The sequence below is a fragment of the Chryseobacterium culicis genome (assembly GCF_900108365.1).
GTDB lineage: Bacteria > Bacteroidota > Bacteroidia > Flavobacteriales > Weeksellaceae > Chryseobacterium > Chryseobacterium culicis.
This window is the reverse complement of the sequence record NZ_FNWQ01000004.1, coordinates 130,852-145,820: the sequence shown is the minus strand read 5'-3', so window position 1 is coordinate 145,820 and position 14,969 is coordinate 130,852. Positions and strand designations below refer to the sequence as shown.

Sequence of the window (14,969 nt, the reverse complement as noted above, 5' to 3'; positions counted from 1 at the left end):
ATGTTATCATCAGAATTACAGCATAAAATTGATTTTAAAACGAAGCCGCTGGGTGCTTTAGGGCATCTCGAGCATATTGCCCATAAAATCGGAATGGTTCAGAAAACCACTTCGCCTAAGTTATTGAATCCCCATATGGTGGTTTTTGCGGCCGATCATGGGATTGCCACTGCGGGAGTAAGTGCCTATCCACAGGAGGTAACCTATCAGATGGTAATGAATTTCCTGGGTGGAGGAGCAGCCATCAATGTTTTTTGCAGGCAGAATGATATTACAATCAAAATTGTGGATGCCGGAGTGAATTTTGATTTTCCGGACGGGCTGAATCTGATCAATAAAAAAGTCAGAAAATCCAGCCGTAATATTCTGGAAGAGCCAGCGATGACACCGGAAGAATATCAGCAGGCACTTAAAAACGGAAGATCTGTAGTTACTGATATTGCAGGAAAAGGCTGTAATATAATCGGTTTCGGTGAAATGGGAATCGGGAATACATCTGCTTCTTCTTTAATGATGAGCAAGCTGTTTGATATTCCGGTTACCCACTGTATCGGCCGCGGAACAGGCCTGAACGATCATCAACTGCAAAATAAGATCCGTATTTTAACAGAAGCTATTGAAAAATACCCTTCTGAAATGACAGAAGATGAAATTGCCCAAACCTTTGGCGGATTAGAAATAGCCCAAATAATCGGAGCAATAGAAGCCGCTTATCACCACAATTTGCTGATCATGGTGGACGGGTTTATTGCTACTGTAGCCGTAGCCACTGTCTGGAAAAAGAATCCTGAAGTTTTGAACAACTGTATTTTCTGCCATGTAAGCAATGAAAATGCGCATCCCCAATTGTTGGGACTGATGAGAGAGAAAGCGATTCTCAATCTGGATCTGCGTCTTGGTGAAGGAACAGGCTGCGCGCTGGCTTATCCGGTTATCCAAAGTGCGGTTAATTTCCTGAATGAAATGTCAAGCTTTGAAGATGCAAATATTTCCAATAAATCGTGATGTTATCAAATAATAAAGGGGCTGTAATGCCCCTTTTATTTTTGCAGTAAATATTATTAGTACGTATGGGCAACATCTTTACCTGTAAACATCATTCTCACAGGTTTATTTTGAATAGCATCTTCATTGAATTTATATATATTAAAGATCTGCATAGTAGGAATATATCTGTATAAACCATCATCTACCAAATACAGCTTTCCGGTATTGGTATTTCTTACCAGCTGGGTTCCTGAAGTGATATCAGGTCCTCTTTCGCCTGTGTAATCTTCTATATTTACTTTAAAGAGCAAATACGCTTTTCCCTGAACCGCAAACAGGTTATTGATCACAGCAAAGGACTCGATACGTCTCAGAGTACTCTCAAATACAATGTATAAAGCTCCGGTGGCATTATCCTGAAAAAGCTGTCCATCACGAACTCTGTATTCTTTGGGTTCAGAATCTTTTAAGTAGAAGGCCACTCCTTCATAAGCATAACCGTCTTTACCATCTCCCAGTTCATTCTTATCTCTGGTGTAAAAGTGCGTCTTTTTATCAGAATTAAAATACCTGTAAATAGGAAAGCTTCCCGGCTCATTACCATTATAGCTGGTACCTAAATCTCTTCTCTCCCAGTTGCTTTGTCCGGCTAACTCATTAGGATTAGTGGTTAATATCAGGTCGTTGGTTCCCGTGTGAAACCACCTTGTAATTGTCGGGCCAGGTCCATCTGCGGAACCTAATAATCGCTCCTGAAAATAATAGCTTAATCCCGGATAGGACTTAGGAAGTTCCGATGGTAACGGGGAAGTATTGTACAGGTGTTTTTTGGTAAGATTACTGTAGAACCCGTAAATGGGATTGGTTAAATAAAAGGATTTGGACCAGATTCCTGCAGGAGGAGGGGTAGGAGTGTCAGGATTATCTCTGAAACCTCCTTTGGCTAATATGTTATTGCCGGATACATTCAGTGCCTGTGCTTCATTTGTATTTTCCAGTTCATCGCCTGGAGTTGAACAGCTTATTATAGATATAAGACATAATCCAACGAAATGCGCTTTTTTCATTTGTTCTTTTTTCATGGTTATTATGATGCAAAACTAAAAATACTTCAGAGATAAAAAGGAAATATTGAAGGTGATAAGATTCATGTTTTTTGTTTTTTTAGATGATCTCTTTACTATTGTTAAAAGCTTTCCTAATTTTACGGAAAATGATAAATCCAGTTTTTATAATAAAAAGAACAGATGAAAGTCCTCAAAAATGAACTGATCTACTTGGCAACTGCGCTGATGTTTTTCACCAGAATTCCGCTTCCTTTTACTATTCCGTACTCCGGTGAGATCATGAATAAATCTCAAAAATACTTTGCCTGGGTAGGGCTTATAATAGGATTGATCAATTCATTGGTTCTTTATCTTTCTACTCTGCTTTTTAATCTTGAAATCGGAATTGTTTTAATGATGGTCTCCAGTGTTTTGCTGACGGGTGCATTTCATGAAGATGGTTTTACCGATATGTGCGACAGTTTCGGAGGAGGATATGGAAAAGATAAAATTCTGACCATCATGAAAGACAGCCGGGTGGGTGCGTATGGAACGATTGGGATTATTCTTCTGTTCGCACTGAAGTTTTACAGTATTCAGACTTTGGGAATGAATGACCCTGCAGGAGTTTTATTAATTGTTATTTTGGGACATACTGTAAGCCGTTTTATTTCCGGAACTATGATCTATACCCATCAGTATGTAACTGATATTGATGTCAGCAAATCAAAGCCTCTGGCGAATAAGCCATTGGACAGGACGGCTTTGATGGTAGGATTTATCAGTGTGTTAATTGCGTTCGCCCTGATCCCGGACTGGCATCTGATTTTTGCATTTGCCCTGGCTTATTTAGGTAAAGTGTATCTGGGCTGGTATTTTAAAAAACATATCGGTGGCTATACAGGCGACTGCCTCGGCGCGGTACAGCAGGTTTGTGAAGTTTTATTTTATTTGGGAACAATCATCGTATGGAAATTCATTTAATTCGTCATACCGCTGTAGAGAACCCTGAAAACCTGTGTTATGGCTTTGCCGAAATGCCTTTAAGAAGAGGCTTCATAAGAGATTTTGAAGCGTTGGAAATGGACGGTGATTATGATGCCGTCATAGCAAGTCCTTCGCAGCGATGCCGTTTGTTAGCTGACCATTTTAAATATCATTACCTGGTAGATGAAAGGCTCCGCGAAATGAATTTCGGGAAGTGGGAGCTGAAAAAATGGACGGATATTCCCGAAGAAGAAATTAATCCGTGGTACAAAGATTTTGTTCATGTTAAGACTTCAGGTGGAGAAAATCTCATTGAAATGCAAAGCCGTGTCCTTAACTGCTGGCAAGAATTGATTCAGAAAAAAGACCTAAACAAGGTTCTCATTATTACCCATGCCGGAGTCATTCGTCTGATTCTTCAGGATGTACTTCAGTTTCCGCTGGAGAATATGTTTGCTGTTCAGATTGATTACGGGAAAAAAGTGATCATTAATGAGAATAAAGGACTGTTTTCAGTGAAAAAGGTGAATGTATAATTACCATAAAGGCTTGTATTCAATAGGAACGGACTTTAGTCCATTTGTTAGAGATTTTAAGCCGGATTCCTGTAAAAAGCATACACACAAATAGTACAATCCCGACGAATCTCCCAACTGAAGACGTCAAAACTCCCATTCTCCGGAGGGGTGGCGAAAATTCAAAGAATTTTTGACGGGGTGGTTCTCATAGTTTACTTAACCAAATTATCACAAAAAAACGCCACCCGATATCATCAGATGACGCCATAGAATTTATTTAAAAATCCTGATAAAACTGTCTTTTTCCAGGTTTTCCAGCGAGAAATCAAAATCAGCTTCTGCTTTTTCTGTGGTAATCTCTGCTCCAAGCTCTTTTACAAGCTCATTGAAAGGCATTGCATTGTACCATTGCTGATACAGGGCACTTGTTGCCATCGCGGAAACCTGATTATTTCCTGAAACATGAGAATGTCCGGCTCCGAAATTCAACAGTACGAAACATTGCTTTTCATTTTTGGTTGCCAGCATTCCCAGGATCATCTGCTTTTGTACAGAATTACATCTGGCTTCAGCAAAGAGGTGGTTAGGATTCATCATATAGTCGTAAGAAATATGATCTCCTTTTCCGATTACGATTTTATATCCGCAATTGGCATCTCCACTGAAAACATTGTTCATGACAAGCGTTGGTGCGCAATGCCCTTTATTGGCGTAAAGATATTCAACAGCACCGTTGGGAGCAGAAGTCATATCTCCTGAATACATCAATTGTCCGTCACCATGATTATAAGCAGCATTCCAACCTATTTTTCCGGCGATATTCAATCCCGAAAGGTCAAGGTCTCGGGCACCCCACTGATCTTCCCAATAAATACCTACAGCCAGTCTGTCACCATAAAAACGTGTTCCGGTAGGAATATTCCCCACAAACATTTTTTCAGAAGTTGGCAATGCAAATTCTACATTCTCCGGGAAATAGAATTTCTTTCCGGCAATATTTTCATATTTCAATTTTAAGAAATCCAGAATGAAATCATAGTTGATTTGATTCACATAAGTTTCCTTACCTTTTTTAGTCCATGATTTCCCGTTTCTTACCCTGTAGACAAAAGTATCCTGACCATACATTCTTGAGTAACATGCTGACAATGCTTTGAATAACGCAAACGGTGTCGCATTTTCCAGCCAATGCCAGTCACTGCTTTCCAGCAATGTATTGGTAGCATTATTCAATGGATTTGAGATCAACGGCTTATGATAAACTTTGGATAATTTTGATATTTTATTGATGACCTTCGGAGCTCTGTTTTTATAAGCAAGAAATAAAGGCTTAAATCTGTTAAAAATTTCCGCCATTTTTTCCAATCCAAAGCTTTCAAACAGATAAGTCGGATTAAATTTACTTTGTTTGATTAAATTAATCAGATCATCATTTTTAATTAAAAGCGTTGTAATGGTTGTTTTATAAATTACATAACGGAAAAATTCGACAGGATTTTCAGGATAAATCTCGTACAGGTCAGCTATTTTTATAATCGCTTCTTTGTTTCTGATATTTTCTTTTCCCGTAAAATCATAATCAAGCTCTGTATGTAAAATAGAAAGCAAATCATCAATGGTTTCTTCTTTTAAAGCGATTCCTGATCTTAAAAGAGCAAGACATTTTTCCTGCATTTCTTCCACAGAGTAGGCTTTGATGACTTTAAAAACCATTTTCATATCAGGAACATTCAATACTTCATCAGGAATATAAATTTCACTTTGGAAATTACTTCCATAGGTTGAAATATAATGGCTGATCTGTTCAAAAAATAAATCAATTCTCGAAGTACTCTTTATTTTCTCCCAGGACTTATGAAAGGTTTTATTCAAATCATTTCCATTCAGTTTCTCCTTTGCATAATAAGAGACGATCTCTTTTTTTGCCCATAAAGCATCCGGTTCAATGATGAAACCATCCTTAGAAATAAATGGCGTTTCATCAGATTTTCTGGCCAGTACCGCATTGAATAATTGTAGTGTTTTCATTGTTTTAAGTTTAAAAAATAAGTGAGGAGTAGATTCATTAAAAGTGAAGGGTATAGGAACTCCTTTTACCTATAGTTTATAAAAAGCGGGGAGTATTTTTCCAAAAAAATATAGGAACTCCCTTTGCCTTATAATTTGTAAAAAGGCGGAAAGTAATTCTAAATTATAGGAACTTTCTTTGCCTTAAATTTTTTACCTAATTAAAATGATGAGGTTAAAATAAGCATTTTCATTATGTTGAGGAGCAGACAGGACTCGAACCTGTGACCCACAATCTTGGCGATTAATAGGAACCTTATCTGCCTGCAGCGGAAAGTAATTTTGTTGCTCTAACCATCTGAGCTACTGCCCCTGCCTTTATATAATTTAGTTTTCATGAACCTTACAGGCTTTTATACCCGTGAGGCTGGTTATTAGTTTTTATAAACCTTATAGGTTTCAAAAAACTATAAGGTTTAACTATAATCATATCAGATATACCATTATGCTTTTCTGAATTTCTTCTTTTTCTTCCATGGAGCATTTTTCTGTACGTCCCCGGCCATAATACATCCGTAAGGCATCACTTCATCCAGAACTTCACAAAGTCCGTACTCTTCTATCTGTGCTCTTACGTTCTTTGCACTTTTATAGGCGCTCGGAAGTTCAGAAATATCAATCTCATTGGAGTAGAAACGGATATCCAATCCTGCTGTTTCCTCATTGAAAATTTCTTCAGTTGTCTTATGTGCTAAAGACCTTTTATGCTGGCTTCTGCTGAAATTTCTTCCTGCTCCATGCGGTGCAAAACCTAAGTTTCTTTCATTGGTTTTTCCCTGAACAATCAGTACCGGTTCTGCCATATTCAACGGAATCAGTCTTGGTCCCGTAATATCCGGCATGAATTTATCATCCAGCGGAGTAGCCCCTTTTGCATGATAAAACAAATCTCCATCTTTAAAAACGAAATTATGTTCGTTCCAATATCTGTTTTCTTTCTCCATTTCCAGCTTATTCAGCACGGCATCGTGAAGAGAAGTATGGTTTTCTTTTGTCCATTGTCTTATCAGCTGCAGTGCTTCCCAATAAGATGTACCTTCTTCAGTATCATAAGGGATCCAGGCATTTTCTCTCAGTGTTTCAGGAGAGATTTCCTGTCTGAAACGGTTGGCTACTTTCATTCCTTTATCATATAAAGCCGCTCCAGGAGCTCTGGAACCGTGGTGCGTAACCATCATGGTGTTTCCTGTGTTTTTTGAAATACCAACGAAAAGGAAATGGTTTCCGTCTCCCTGAGTTCCCATATGAGAACGGGCAATGCTGATCAGTTTTTCATCATTTAAGAATTCATTTTCTCTGAAAGCATCCATCAGTTCCTGAGACATCGGCATCTGTTCCCCTCTTGGTCTTCCACCATATCCGAAATGAGTGACAGAATGCGCAGCATCCAAAACATCCTTAGGATTGGTTTTTCCAAAATCCGTCAACATTACAGAACAACAGATATCAGCACTATGGAATCCCGGGTGAATAGCATTTTTTGCCACGACCACACCTCCTACGGGAATCTGGCCTTCAGGACCTGTAGGACAGGCATCCGGCATTAAAGCTCCGCCAATCAGAGTAGGCGTTTTCATCAGAACGTTCATGGTTTTGATTACTTTTTCCACATTATCATTCTCACTTTCGTGTTCTGCACGAATGTTGATCATAAAATCTTTAGCCGTTTCGTGGAGTGGAATAAGATCCGGCTGTTTGAACTGTACCAGATATTCTGCAATCTGATGTTCATCCAGGTTATTCTCGTTGATATAGCTAATGGCATCTTTAAACCATTTTGCCGGTCTATATCCTAATTCGATTAAATGATTTCCATTAAATTCCATTTTGTTTCATTTTGATGATGCAAAGTAATATGCTTATTGCGCAATAGTTTTGCGTAGATAAAGAAAATTTAATTATTTTTACAAAAAAATTAAAAAAAGAAACGATAAAGCCCGTCGGCCGATTCGTAAAAACAATATATAATCTAAAAAAACAAGGTCCATGGTATTATTAGAACAATTAAAACATTTTCCGGAAACAATCCAGTTTAATGAGGTAATCAGTTATATTGATGAACATTATGATTTCACACCCACTGCTTTTCAAAATGGTGATACTACCAATCAGGCAGGGCAGAATAATGGTTCGTGCAAAGTTTTCAGCTTTGCAAGTATTCATGATCTGACGAAAGAGGAAACTCTTTGGCTTTTTGGTGAATTCTACAGAGAAGATGTTTTGAAAAACCCGGAAGGAACTGATCATCAGAATATCCGAAACTTTATGAAATCCGGCTGGGATGGGATTACTTTTGATCAAAATGCTTTGAAAGATAAATAATTGTAAAAAGCAGATTTACTTATAAAAAACACCCAATCATTAAATATTAAAGAATGTCATCCAATAAAAATGCCCTGATCAGGTATAAAACGTTAGATAAATGTCTTAAAAACAAATACAGAAAATATACGCTGGATGATCTTATAGATGAATGTTCGGAAGCATTATTTGAATTCGAAGGAAAAGAATCCTTTGTCAGCAAGCGTACGGTTCAGCTTGATCTTCAGAATATGCGGAGTGAAAAATTCGGATATGAGGCTCCTATTGAAGTTTACGAAAGAAAATACTACCGTTACAGTGATCCGGAATACAGCATTCACAATATCTCCGTGAATGAAAGTGATCTGAAGGCAATGAACAATGCTGTTCAGATTCTGAAGCAGTTTAAAGACTTTTCTATGTTCAAGGAGATGAATGGAGTTATTCAGAAGCTGGAGGACTCCATTCATGCAACCAGTCAGAAGTCGATTATTCACTTGGATAAAAATGAACAGTTAAAAGGATTGGAGCATATTGATATTTTGTATGAAAGTATTGCCAATAAAAAAGTACTGAAGATTCTTTACAAAAGCTTTACTGCAAGAGAATCCAATATTTTTACCGTACATCCCCAGCTTTTGAAGGAGTTCAATAACCGTTGGTTCCTGATCTGCCTCTACAAGCAGAAAATGTATAATCTGGCGCTGGACAGGATGGAAAGTATTGAAGCAGATGAAAGTCTTCAGTATATTGACAGGGAGCTGGATGGAGATGAATATTTTAAAGATATTGTAGGGGTAACGGTTTCAGAATCTATGGAGCCGAGAAATGTAGTGTTCTGGGTAGATGCAGGCAATGCTCCTTATGTAAAAACCAAACCGCTGCATAAAAGCCAGGAAATTATAAAGGAAGATTATGAAGGGACGCTCTTTAAAATTTGTGTTCAGATCAATTTTGAGTTAGAAAGATTGCTGCTTGGGTTTGGTGACAGTTTAATTGTTCATAAGCCCCGGAAATTGAGGCTGAAAATGGAAGAGAAATTTAAAGCAGGAAATAAAAATTATGAAAATCTGATTGTTCCTGATGAAATCTGATCTATTTGAGAAGTCCCATCAATAAACGATTACAGCAGATATTGTATGGATGAATTTTATCTTGGCTTAGAAATTGTATTAATAACGTAACAATACCAAATTAATTATGAAATCAAGAATATTTAAAGCATTAATTGCCATCTTAGCACCCATAGCAATAGAATATATTGTTAAAAAAATATCTGAGAAACTTGACAAAAAAGAAGATCAGAAAGAAAAAGAACCAAAGCAGATTACGGCTTAAACGTAAAAGTAGTTAAAATTTAAAATTATTTAAAAAGAGACTGTCATTAGTATGTACAGTCTCTTTTTTTGTTGATGAGTGTTGAAGAGGATCATTGTTACAACCCCGTCAAAAATTCTTTGAATTTTCGCCTCCTACCGAATGACACAGTTTCAATGACAGTCTATCTGCACAGTTTGTCATTCCACAGGAATCTAAGCTTTTTACTATTCATTATCCAGATTAAAAACTTCTAAAAAAATCTTTTGACTTTTGTGGTTTCCCTATACGAAATCATAAATCCCGTCTTTCCATCCCAATACCTTAGAGGAATTTGCTTTAAGCCAGTTTTTTAAAATGGTGGCATATACTTTTCTGAAGTCTTCTTGGTAGATCAGGTCGCCTTCATTCAGGTTCTGAAGATCGGGAAGTGTATTCAGCAGTCCTTTTTTCTTAAGATTTCCACTGATAAAAAACATTTGATTAGCGGTTCCGTGATCTGTTCCGTTACTGGCATTCTGTGCTACGCGGCGGCCGAACTCAGAAAATGTCATCAACAGGATATTTTTGAAGAGTCCATTGCTTTTCATATCGGCTACAAATGATTTTACCGATTCATTGATATCATCAAACAATTTTTTCTGCCTGTCATTCTGATTGACGTGCGTATCAAAACTTCCTACAGAAAGATAATACACCTGAGTATTGATGTCTGATTTTATCAAAGAAGCAACCGTTTTAAAATCTTTTCCTAACTGGGAATTAGGATAAGCCTGTTCCGTCTTTTTAGCTTTGCTTTTTTCAAAGATATAATCAGCATTATTAATGGTAGAGCCTAGAGTCTGATAAAGGTAAGATACGGTTTCATCATCGTGATGGTGGTCGTACAGTGATTTAAAATACTTTTCCTGACTGGTTTGATAAAGTCTTTTAGGATCTTTAAAGGCAAAAGCTTTATTATTTTCTCCTTTTAAGGCAAGACTTAGCATATCGTCTACTTCCAGTGCCTGGGTAGGGTGGTCGCACCGGTAACATTCTTCATCCAGGAAACGCCCAAGCCAGCCTGTTTCCAGAAACTGATCACTTCTGCTTGCCGACTGCCAGATATCCATACTTCTAAAATGGGATTTATCCGGATTGGGATAGCCAACATTGTTCATTACAGACAGCTCACCGTTATCAAAAAGCTCTTTAAAATAGGAGAGGGACGGATTAATTCCGGCCTCATCTGTAAGCGGTATGGAATTCTGAATAGCCAGTGTTTTTCTTTCTCTGAAGTAAATGTCATTTCTTGCCGGAATAATCGTATTCAACCCATCATTTCCGCCAGTAAACTGAAGAACTACCAGAATATTCTGATCAGGGCTCAAAGCTTCATCCAGCGTCATCGCTTTCAAAAAGTTAGGCATCAGCATAGAAGCGGTAGCCAGTGAACTTATTTTGAGAAATTCTCTTCTTTTGATTAACATAATTTTGTTTTTAAGGAAAGGTGGCTACATTAACTGGTATTCTGGCGTTGACATCAGATTGATGATATTCATTTTGATACTTTTGTCGGAAAAATTCTTCACAGAATTCATGTCCAGACTACGTGGGTTCTGCAAAAGATAGTCTTCACAGTTTTTATTCTCAAAAAGCTTTTCAATACGGCCCCAGTCGATCGTAATATTGGGATTTTTAAAACTTTTATTTAAAGCTGTTTCGCGGGATTTCATACCCATATCTATATCATCATCCTGTCGCGGACTGTATTCCAAAGGGCGAAGTCCAGACCAGATCTGCGGTACCTGGAGCCTCAACATCAGAGTGGAGCTGTCAATCCACGACTTCCCATTAGGCCATCCTGAAACATTGGGGGGATAAAGAAGCATTTGTCCTAACAATTTCTGGTAGACGATGAGGTTTTCAGGATTCTGGATTTGCATAGGAAGAATTCTCATGATTCCTGCTATAAGCTCCACGGGAGATTTTATACGGTTTCCTATATTCTTTTGATCGTAAAACCATGAACTTGAGAATATCTCAGTCATCAGTTTCTTGATGTCATATCCTGAATTGTAGAAGTTGGTACTGAGTTGATTAATAATCTCCTGATCTGGTTTTTCATTGACGAAGAATTTATAAATCTTTGTGGTAATGAATTGTGCCGTTGCTTTCTGTTCGAGAATTATATTGAGAACATCACTTCCGTCGAAGCTGCCTGTTTTTCCTAAAAAGGTTTTGCTGCCTTCGTCATGAAGGTTTTTTCTCTCTTTAAAATTTCCTTCTTTATCATAGCTCCATCCGGTAAAGGCTCTGGCCCCTTCTCTTACATCTTTTTCCGTGTAATTTCCTCTGCCCATGGTAAATAATTCCATGACTTCACGGGCGAAATTTTCATTAGGATGATCTTTTTTGTTCTGCTGATTGTTTAGAAAGTTAAGCATCGCTGGTGACTGACTGATCTCAAAAAGCAGATCTTTGAAATTTCCAAGCGCATTTTTCCTGATCGTATTTAAAAGCTGTTTGTTGAACCTTGGATTTTGTACTCTTGATGCAAAATGCCCATGCCAGAAGAATGCCATTTTTTCTCTCATCTGCTCCTTACTGTTTACTATAGAATTCAAAAAATTAAGGTTCAGTTCGTTATTTTGCTCCCTGTTGATTCTCTGCATTTCTTTTTTCATTTCTGCAGGGGCTGTACTGTTCATGTAGTCAGCTGCCAAAACCGGATCCGGTGTGTCATAAGTAATTTCCCGGAAGCTGTCTTCTTTAAATAATTCATTCATCAGCGTTTTGATGTTCTTATTTTTCAAATCATCAATTTGATTAACTCCAACACCGAAACCTGCCCGCCAAAGAAGATGCTTGTTTTTTAATAATGAATCAGCCATTATGAGAGATTTATTTTTTTGATGTACTTCCAAGATAAAGGTTAAAATAGTAACGGGTTAAGGTTTGTTAATATTGTTGAGAGGGCCAGAGGCTGTAAGCGGGAAGTTTGAGGTTAAATGAAAGATGCAGAAAGTCTTGTAACATAGAAAGAGAATTGATTTTATAAAAGTATATTTCTTCCAGCATCCTTTCTTCCATCCTTTAATTCACTATTCGGCATCATTTTTTGATAATTTTTGTTAAACAAACATTTAAATTTTGTTAAAAATAATACGTTGATATTCATTGTTTTATGGATTGTTTCAATGTTAAAATCAGAGAATCAGCCTTGCTTGGCATGATTTTTACATCCTCTTGTTTAGTAAAATTTAAAAATTAGAGTTATGAAAATGTTTAAACAGGCAATAGTACTCGCTGGTATTTTAACAGCAGGTATAGCAAGCGCTCAAAGTGCTCAGATGAACAATATGATCAAAGTAGGCGCAAATGTTGGTTTAGCAGTTCCCGCAGATAATCTTTCCGCTGCAGTAGGAGTGGATGTTGCTTACCAGAACCTGATCACACCAGGATTTGGACTGGGTATCGCATCTGGATATACTCACTATTTTGGAAAAGAAAACAACGGATATAAAAATAATGACGTAGGAGTAGTTCCTGTAGCTGCATTAATCAGAATTTATCCAAAACAAACCGGTTTCTATTTCGGAACTGATTTAGGATATGGTTTCCTTGTGGGAGACAAAGCAGTGGCTTCCAATACGAATGTTGAAAGAGCAAGCGGAGGTTTTTACCTTAAACCGGAGATCGGATACCACAACAGAGACTGGAATTTCTTCGTACAGTACCAGAAGGTTTTTGTAGGAACTAAAGGAGATTTACCAGGTCAGGACTATAATGTGGGGAATATCGGTGTAGGATTCGGTTATAATATTCCATTAGGAAAGTAGTTAGATTTAATATATAAACAATTATTAACCAAAACCTTTTCACGAAAGTGGAAAGGTTTTTTCGTTCTGTGCATGTTTTACAAAAACAATTATTATATTTGGTAAAATTTGAGGTTATGATTCTGAATCCAAAATTTCCACTTTATTTACCAGGAGTAGAGAACAGTAATAATGATAATGTTTCTATCATTGGAGCTAGTCTTCGCGAAGATACAACCATCTTAGGCTATTTTGTTTCCGGGAACGGAGGTCTTGAGATACAAGTACAAAATACATATGCAACGAAAGAGTATGCTTCTTTTTCAGAAATACTGAAGAAGTTTATTCAGGATAATCAGCTGCAAAACGTAAAACGTCTTGGGATGGCGGTGCCAGGCCCTGTATTGGACGGGAAGAGCAGCCCTGCAAGACTGGGTTGGCATTTAGATGTTGCTGAATATGCCCGGGATTTCGGGTTTGAAAAAGTAGAAATGCTGAATGACCTTGAAGCTTCAGCATACGGGATGGCCCTTCTTGAAGATAACGATCTTGAACCCATCTATACAGGCGGACATCTTGAAAAAGGAAATGTAGCGGTACTTGCTCCAGGAAACGGATTAGGTGAAGCAGGATATTTCTTTGACGGAAAATATCTGAGACCTTTTGCTACAGAAGGGGGACACTCTGAGTTCTCACCAAGAACCAATGTAGAGGTTGAATTTTACCAGTTCTTAAATAATATCTATGGTATTGTAAGCTGGGAAAATGTACTTTCCAAGTCCGGATTATTTAATATCTACAGATTCTTGAGAGATGTAAAAAGACATCCGGAGCCGGAATGGCTGGGTGAGCGTCTTGCACAGGGGAATTTCGTAGAAGAGTTATATAAAGCTGCTGTTGAAGAAAATGTTCTGATCTGCAGAATTGCTTTAGATACTTTCCTTGAGTTTCTGGCAAGAGAAGCCAATAACCTTACTCTAAAGCTTAAAGCTACAGGAGGACTGCTGATTGCCGGAGATATTCCACAGATTGTGAGAGAATATATTGACAAGGATAAATTCTATGAGAAGTTCAAAATCAGTGATAAAATGGAGGAGTTGCTGAGAAGTACTCCAATTTATCTGGTCAAGCAAAACCACACTGCACTAAATGGTATAGCCCTTTACACAGCTTACTACCAGCTATAAAATAAAACTCCGGAAATTTCCGGAGTTTTTATTTTAAATGATATTATTCATGAAAATAATAAATTTTATTGATATACATCAATGAAATCTATTGAGCAAGATACTTACATTTGCAATGTTAAATAAGTAAACAACTCTATTCAATGAAAAAAATATTTTTATTAGCAGTTTTAGCTGGTGGATTAGCATTCGGGCAGTCAAAAAAAGTAGTAGCGTCTGATGTGCACTGGTGGGGATACAAAGTAGCAAAATCTGAGGCCAGCTCTCACGACGGTACTGTAAAAGTAAAGTCCGGAGATATGGTAATGAAAGGAAACCAATTGGTAGGCGGAAGCTTTGTGTTGGATATGACTTCCATTACTTCTACTGATCTTACAGGAGAATATCAGCAAAAACTGAACGGGCACCTTAAGAATGGTGACTTCTTCGAAGTTGAAAAATATCCTACTGCAAGCTTCAAAATTACAGGAGTAAAGAAAAACAATGACAAAATTTACAATACTCTTGTAACAGGAAACCTTACTGTAAAAGGAAAAACCAGCCCAATCTCTTTCCCTGCCAAAATTTCTTACAGCAAAGGAGTAGTAAGCTTAGTATCCAACAAATTCTCTTTCGACAGACAAAAATTTGATGTAGCATACAAGTCTACTATGCAGGATGTTTTTGTGAAAGATGATATTGATATGCTTGTAAAGGTAACTGCTCAATAAATTAATCAAAAAAAGATTATTAAAAGTGTAGAAGTTCTACACTTTTTTT

At 37.4% G+C, this 14,969-nt stretch carries 14 protein-coding genes and 1 tRNA gene; 9 read left to right on the top strand and 6 right to left on the bottom strand.

All coding sequences use genetic code 11. From position 1 onward, the window contains the following. Entirely contained in the window at positions 1-1,005 is a 1,005-nt protein-coding gene (gene cobT, locus BLW74_RS15695; RefSeq protein ID WP_089693823.1) for a nicotinate-nucleotide--dimethylbenzimidazole phosphoribosyltransferase, read from the top strand. Between the two features lie 56 nt (positions 1,006-1,061). Here cobT and BLW74_RS15690 read toward each other — a convergent pair whose 3' ends face one another. Next, complete coding sequence (locus BLW74_RS15690; protein WP_139265751.1) at positions 1,062-2,054, bottom strand: hypothetical protein; 993 nt, start codon at positions 2,052-2,054, stop codon at positions 1,062-1,064. 180 nt (positions 2,055-2,234) lie between these two features. On the opposite strand from BLW74_RS15690, the gene cobS reads away from it, so the two are divergent. Continuing rightward, the gene (gene cobS, locus BLW74_RS15685) at positions 2,235-3,017 is read left to right on the top strand and encodes an adenosylcobinamide-GDP ribazoletransferase (protein WP_089693813.1); all 783 of its coding nucleotides are present in this window, start codon (positions 2,235-2,237) and stop codon (positions 3,015-3,017) included. Beyond that, positions 3,002-3,556, top strand: a complete 555-nt coding sequence (gene cobC / locus BLW74_RS15680; protein WP_089693811.1) for an alpha-ribazole phosphatase family protein — start codon at positions 3,002-3,004, stop codon at positions 3,554-3,556. The genes cobS and cobC overlap by 16 nt, the downstream gene beginning before the upstream one ends. Positions 3,557-3,811: 255 nt before the next feature. Here the strand turns inward: cobC and BLW74_RS15675 are convergent, their stop codons facing one another. The 3 genes from BLW74_RS15675 to BLW74_RS22880 form a co-directional block, all read right to left on the bottom strand. Beyond that, positions 3,812-5,566, bottom strand: a complete 1,755-nt coding sequence (locus tag BLW74_RS15675) for a hypothetical protein (protein WP_089693809.1) — start codon at positions 5,564-5,566, stop codon at positions 3,812-3,814. Positions 5,567-5,806: 240 nt separating this feature from the next. Continuing rightward, a tRNA-OTHER gene (locus BLW74_RS22490) sits at positions 5,807-5,918 on the bottom strand. A 130-nt stretch (positions 5,919-6,048) separates the two neighbouring features. Next, entirely contained in the window at positions 6,049-6,849 is an 801-nt protein-coding gene (locus tag BLW74_RS22880) for an RtcB family protein (RefSeq protein WP_376749811.1), read from the bottom strand. A 742-nt stretch (positions 6,850-7,591) separates the two neighbouring features. Between BLW74_RS22880 and BLW74_RS15665 the strand changes: the two genes are divergently transcribed. The 3 genes from BLW74_RS15665 (at position 7,592) to BLW74_RS22485 (ending at position 9,244) form a co-directional block, all read left to right on the top strand. Then, positions 7,592-7,927: a HopJ type III effector protein gene (locus tag BLW74_RS15665; protein WP_089693805.1), complete on the top strand. Its 336-nt coding sequence runs from the start codon at positions 7,592-7,594 to the stop codon at positions 7,925-7,927. 53 nt (positions 7,928-7,980) lie between these two features. Continuing rightward, a complete protein-coding gene (locus BLW74_RS15660) occupies positions 7,981-9,000 on the top strand; it encodes a helix-turn-helix transcriptional regulator (protein ID WP_089693803.1) in 1,020 nt (339 codons plus the stop codon). Between the two features lie 106 nt (positions 9,001-9,106). After that, positions 9,107-9,244, top strand: a complete 138-nt coding sequence (locus BLW74_RS22485) for a hypothetical protein (protein ID WP_164723343.1) — start codon at positions 9,107-9,109, stop codon at positions 9,242-9,244. A 263-nt stretch (positions 9,245-9,507) separates the two neighbouring features. Here BLW74_RS22485 and BLW74_RS15655 read toward each other — a convergent pair whose 3' ends face one another. Next, entirely contained in the window at positions 9,508-10,692 is a 1,185-nt protein-coding gene (locus BLW74_RS15655) for a DUF1501 domain-containing protein (RefSeq protein WP_089693801.1), read from the bottom strand. 24 nt (positions 10,693-10,716) lie between these two features. Continuing rightward, a complete protein-coding gene (locus BLW74_RS15650) occupies positions 10,717-12,096 on the bottom strand; it encodes a DUF1800 domain-containing protein (protein ID WP_167358446.1) in 1,380 nt (459 codons plus the stop codon). A gap of 384 nt (positions 12,097-12,480) precedes the next feature. Here BLW74_RS15650 and BLW74_RS15645 point away from each other — a divergent pair, with 384 nt between their 5' ends. From BLW74_RS15645 to BLW74_RS15635, 3 genes are all read left to right on the top strand, one after another. Next, a complete protein-coding gene (locus tag BLW74_RS15645) occupies positions 12,481-13,044 on the top strand; it encodes a hypothetical protein (protein ID WP_089693799.1) in 564 nt (187 codons plus the stop codon). 116 nt (positions 13,045-13,160) lie between these two features. Then, positions 13,161-14,210, top strand: coding sequence for a glucokinase (locus BLW74_RS15640; RefSeq protein WP_089693797.1), 1,050 nt, complete (start codon positions 13,161-13,163; stop codon positions 14,208-14,210). Positions 14,211-14,353: 143 nt separating this feature from the next. Beyond that, complete coding sequence (locus BLW74_RS15635) at positions 14,354-14,920, top strand: YceI family protein (RefSeq protein WP_089693796.1); 567 nt, start codon at positions 14,354-14,356, stop codon at positions 14,918-14,920. Positions 14,921-14,969: the final 49 nt, after the last annotated feature.

What these genes read in the sequence shown, in the direction of transcription:
- cobC (WP_089693811.1), top strand. Translation starts at nt 3,002, where the DNA reads ATGGAAATTCATTTAATTCGTCATACCGCTGTAGAGAACCCTGAAAAC.
- BLW74_RS15690 (WP_139265751.1), bottom strand. Translation starts at nt 2,054, where the DNA reads ATGAAAAAAGCGCATTTCGTTGGATTATGTCTTATATCTATAATAAGC.
- BLW74_RS22880 (WP_376749811.1), bottom strand. Translation starts at nt 6,849, where the DNA reads ATGGGAACTCAGGGAGACGGAAACCATTTCCTTTTCGTTGGTATTTCA.
- BLW74_RS15645 (WP_089693799.1), top strand. Translation starts at nt 12,481, where the DNA reads ATGAAAATGTTTAAACAGGCAATAGTACTCGCTGGTATTTTAACAGCA.
- BLW74_RS15635 (WP_089693796.1), top strand. Translation starts at nt 14,354, where the DNA reads ATGAAAAAAATATTTTTATTAGCAGTTTTAGCTGGTGGATTAGCATTC.
- BLW74_RS15665 (WP_089693805.1), top strand. Translation starts at nt 7,592, where the DNA reads ATGGTATTATTAGAACAATTAAAACATTTTCCGGAAACAATCCAGTTT.
- BLW74_RS15655 (WP_089693801.1), bottom strand. Translation starts at nt 10,692, where the DNA reads ATGTTAATCAAAAGAAGAGAATTTCTCAAAATAAGTTCACTGGCTACC.
- BLW74_RS15675 (WP_089693809.1), bottom strand. Translation starts at nt 5,566, where the DNA reads ATGAAAACACTACAATTATTCAATGCGGTACTGGCCAGAAAATCTGAT.
- BLW74_RS22485 (WP_164723343.1), top strand. Translation starts at nt 9,107, where the DNA reads ATGAAATCAAGAATATTTAAAGCATTAATTGCCATCTTAGCACCCATA.
- cobS (WP_089693813.1), top strand. Translation starts at nt 2,235, where the DNA reads ATGAAAGTCCTCAAAAATGAACTGATCTACTTGGCAACTGCGCTGATG.
- BLW74_RS15660 (WP_089693803.1), top strand. Translation starts at nt 7,981, where the DNA reads ATGTCATCCAATAAAAATGCCCTGATCAGGTATAAAACGTTAGATAAA.
- BLW74_RS15640 (WP_089693797.1), top strand. Translation starts at nt 13,161, where the DNA reads ATGATTCTGAATCCAAAATTTCCACTTTATTTACCAGGAGTAGAGAAC.
- BLW74_RS15650 (WP_167358446.1), bottom strand. Translation starts at nt 12,096, where the DNA reads ATGGCTGATTCATTATTAAAAAACAAGCATCTTCTTTGGCGGGCAGGT.
- cobT (WP_089693823.1), top strand. Translation starts at nt 1, where the DNA reads ATGTTATCATCAGAATTACAGCATAAAATTGATTTTAAAACGAAGCCG.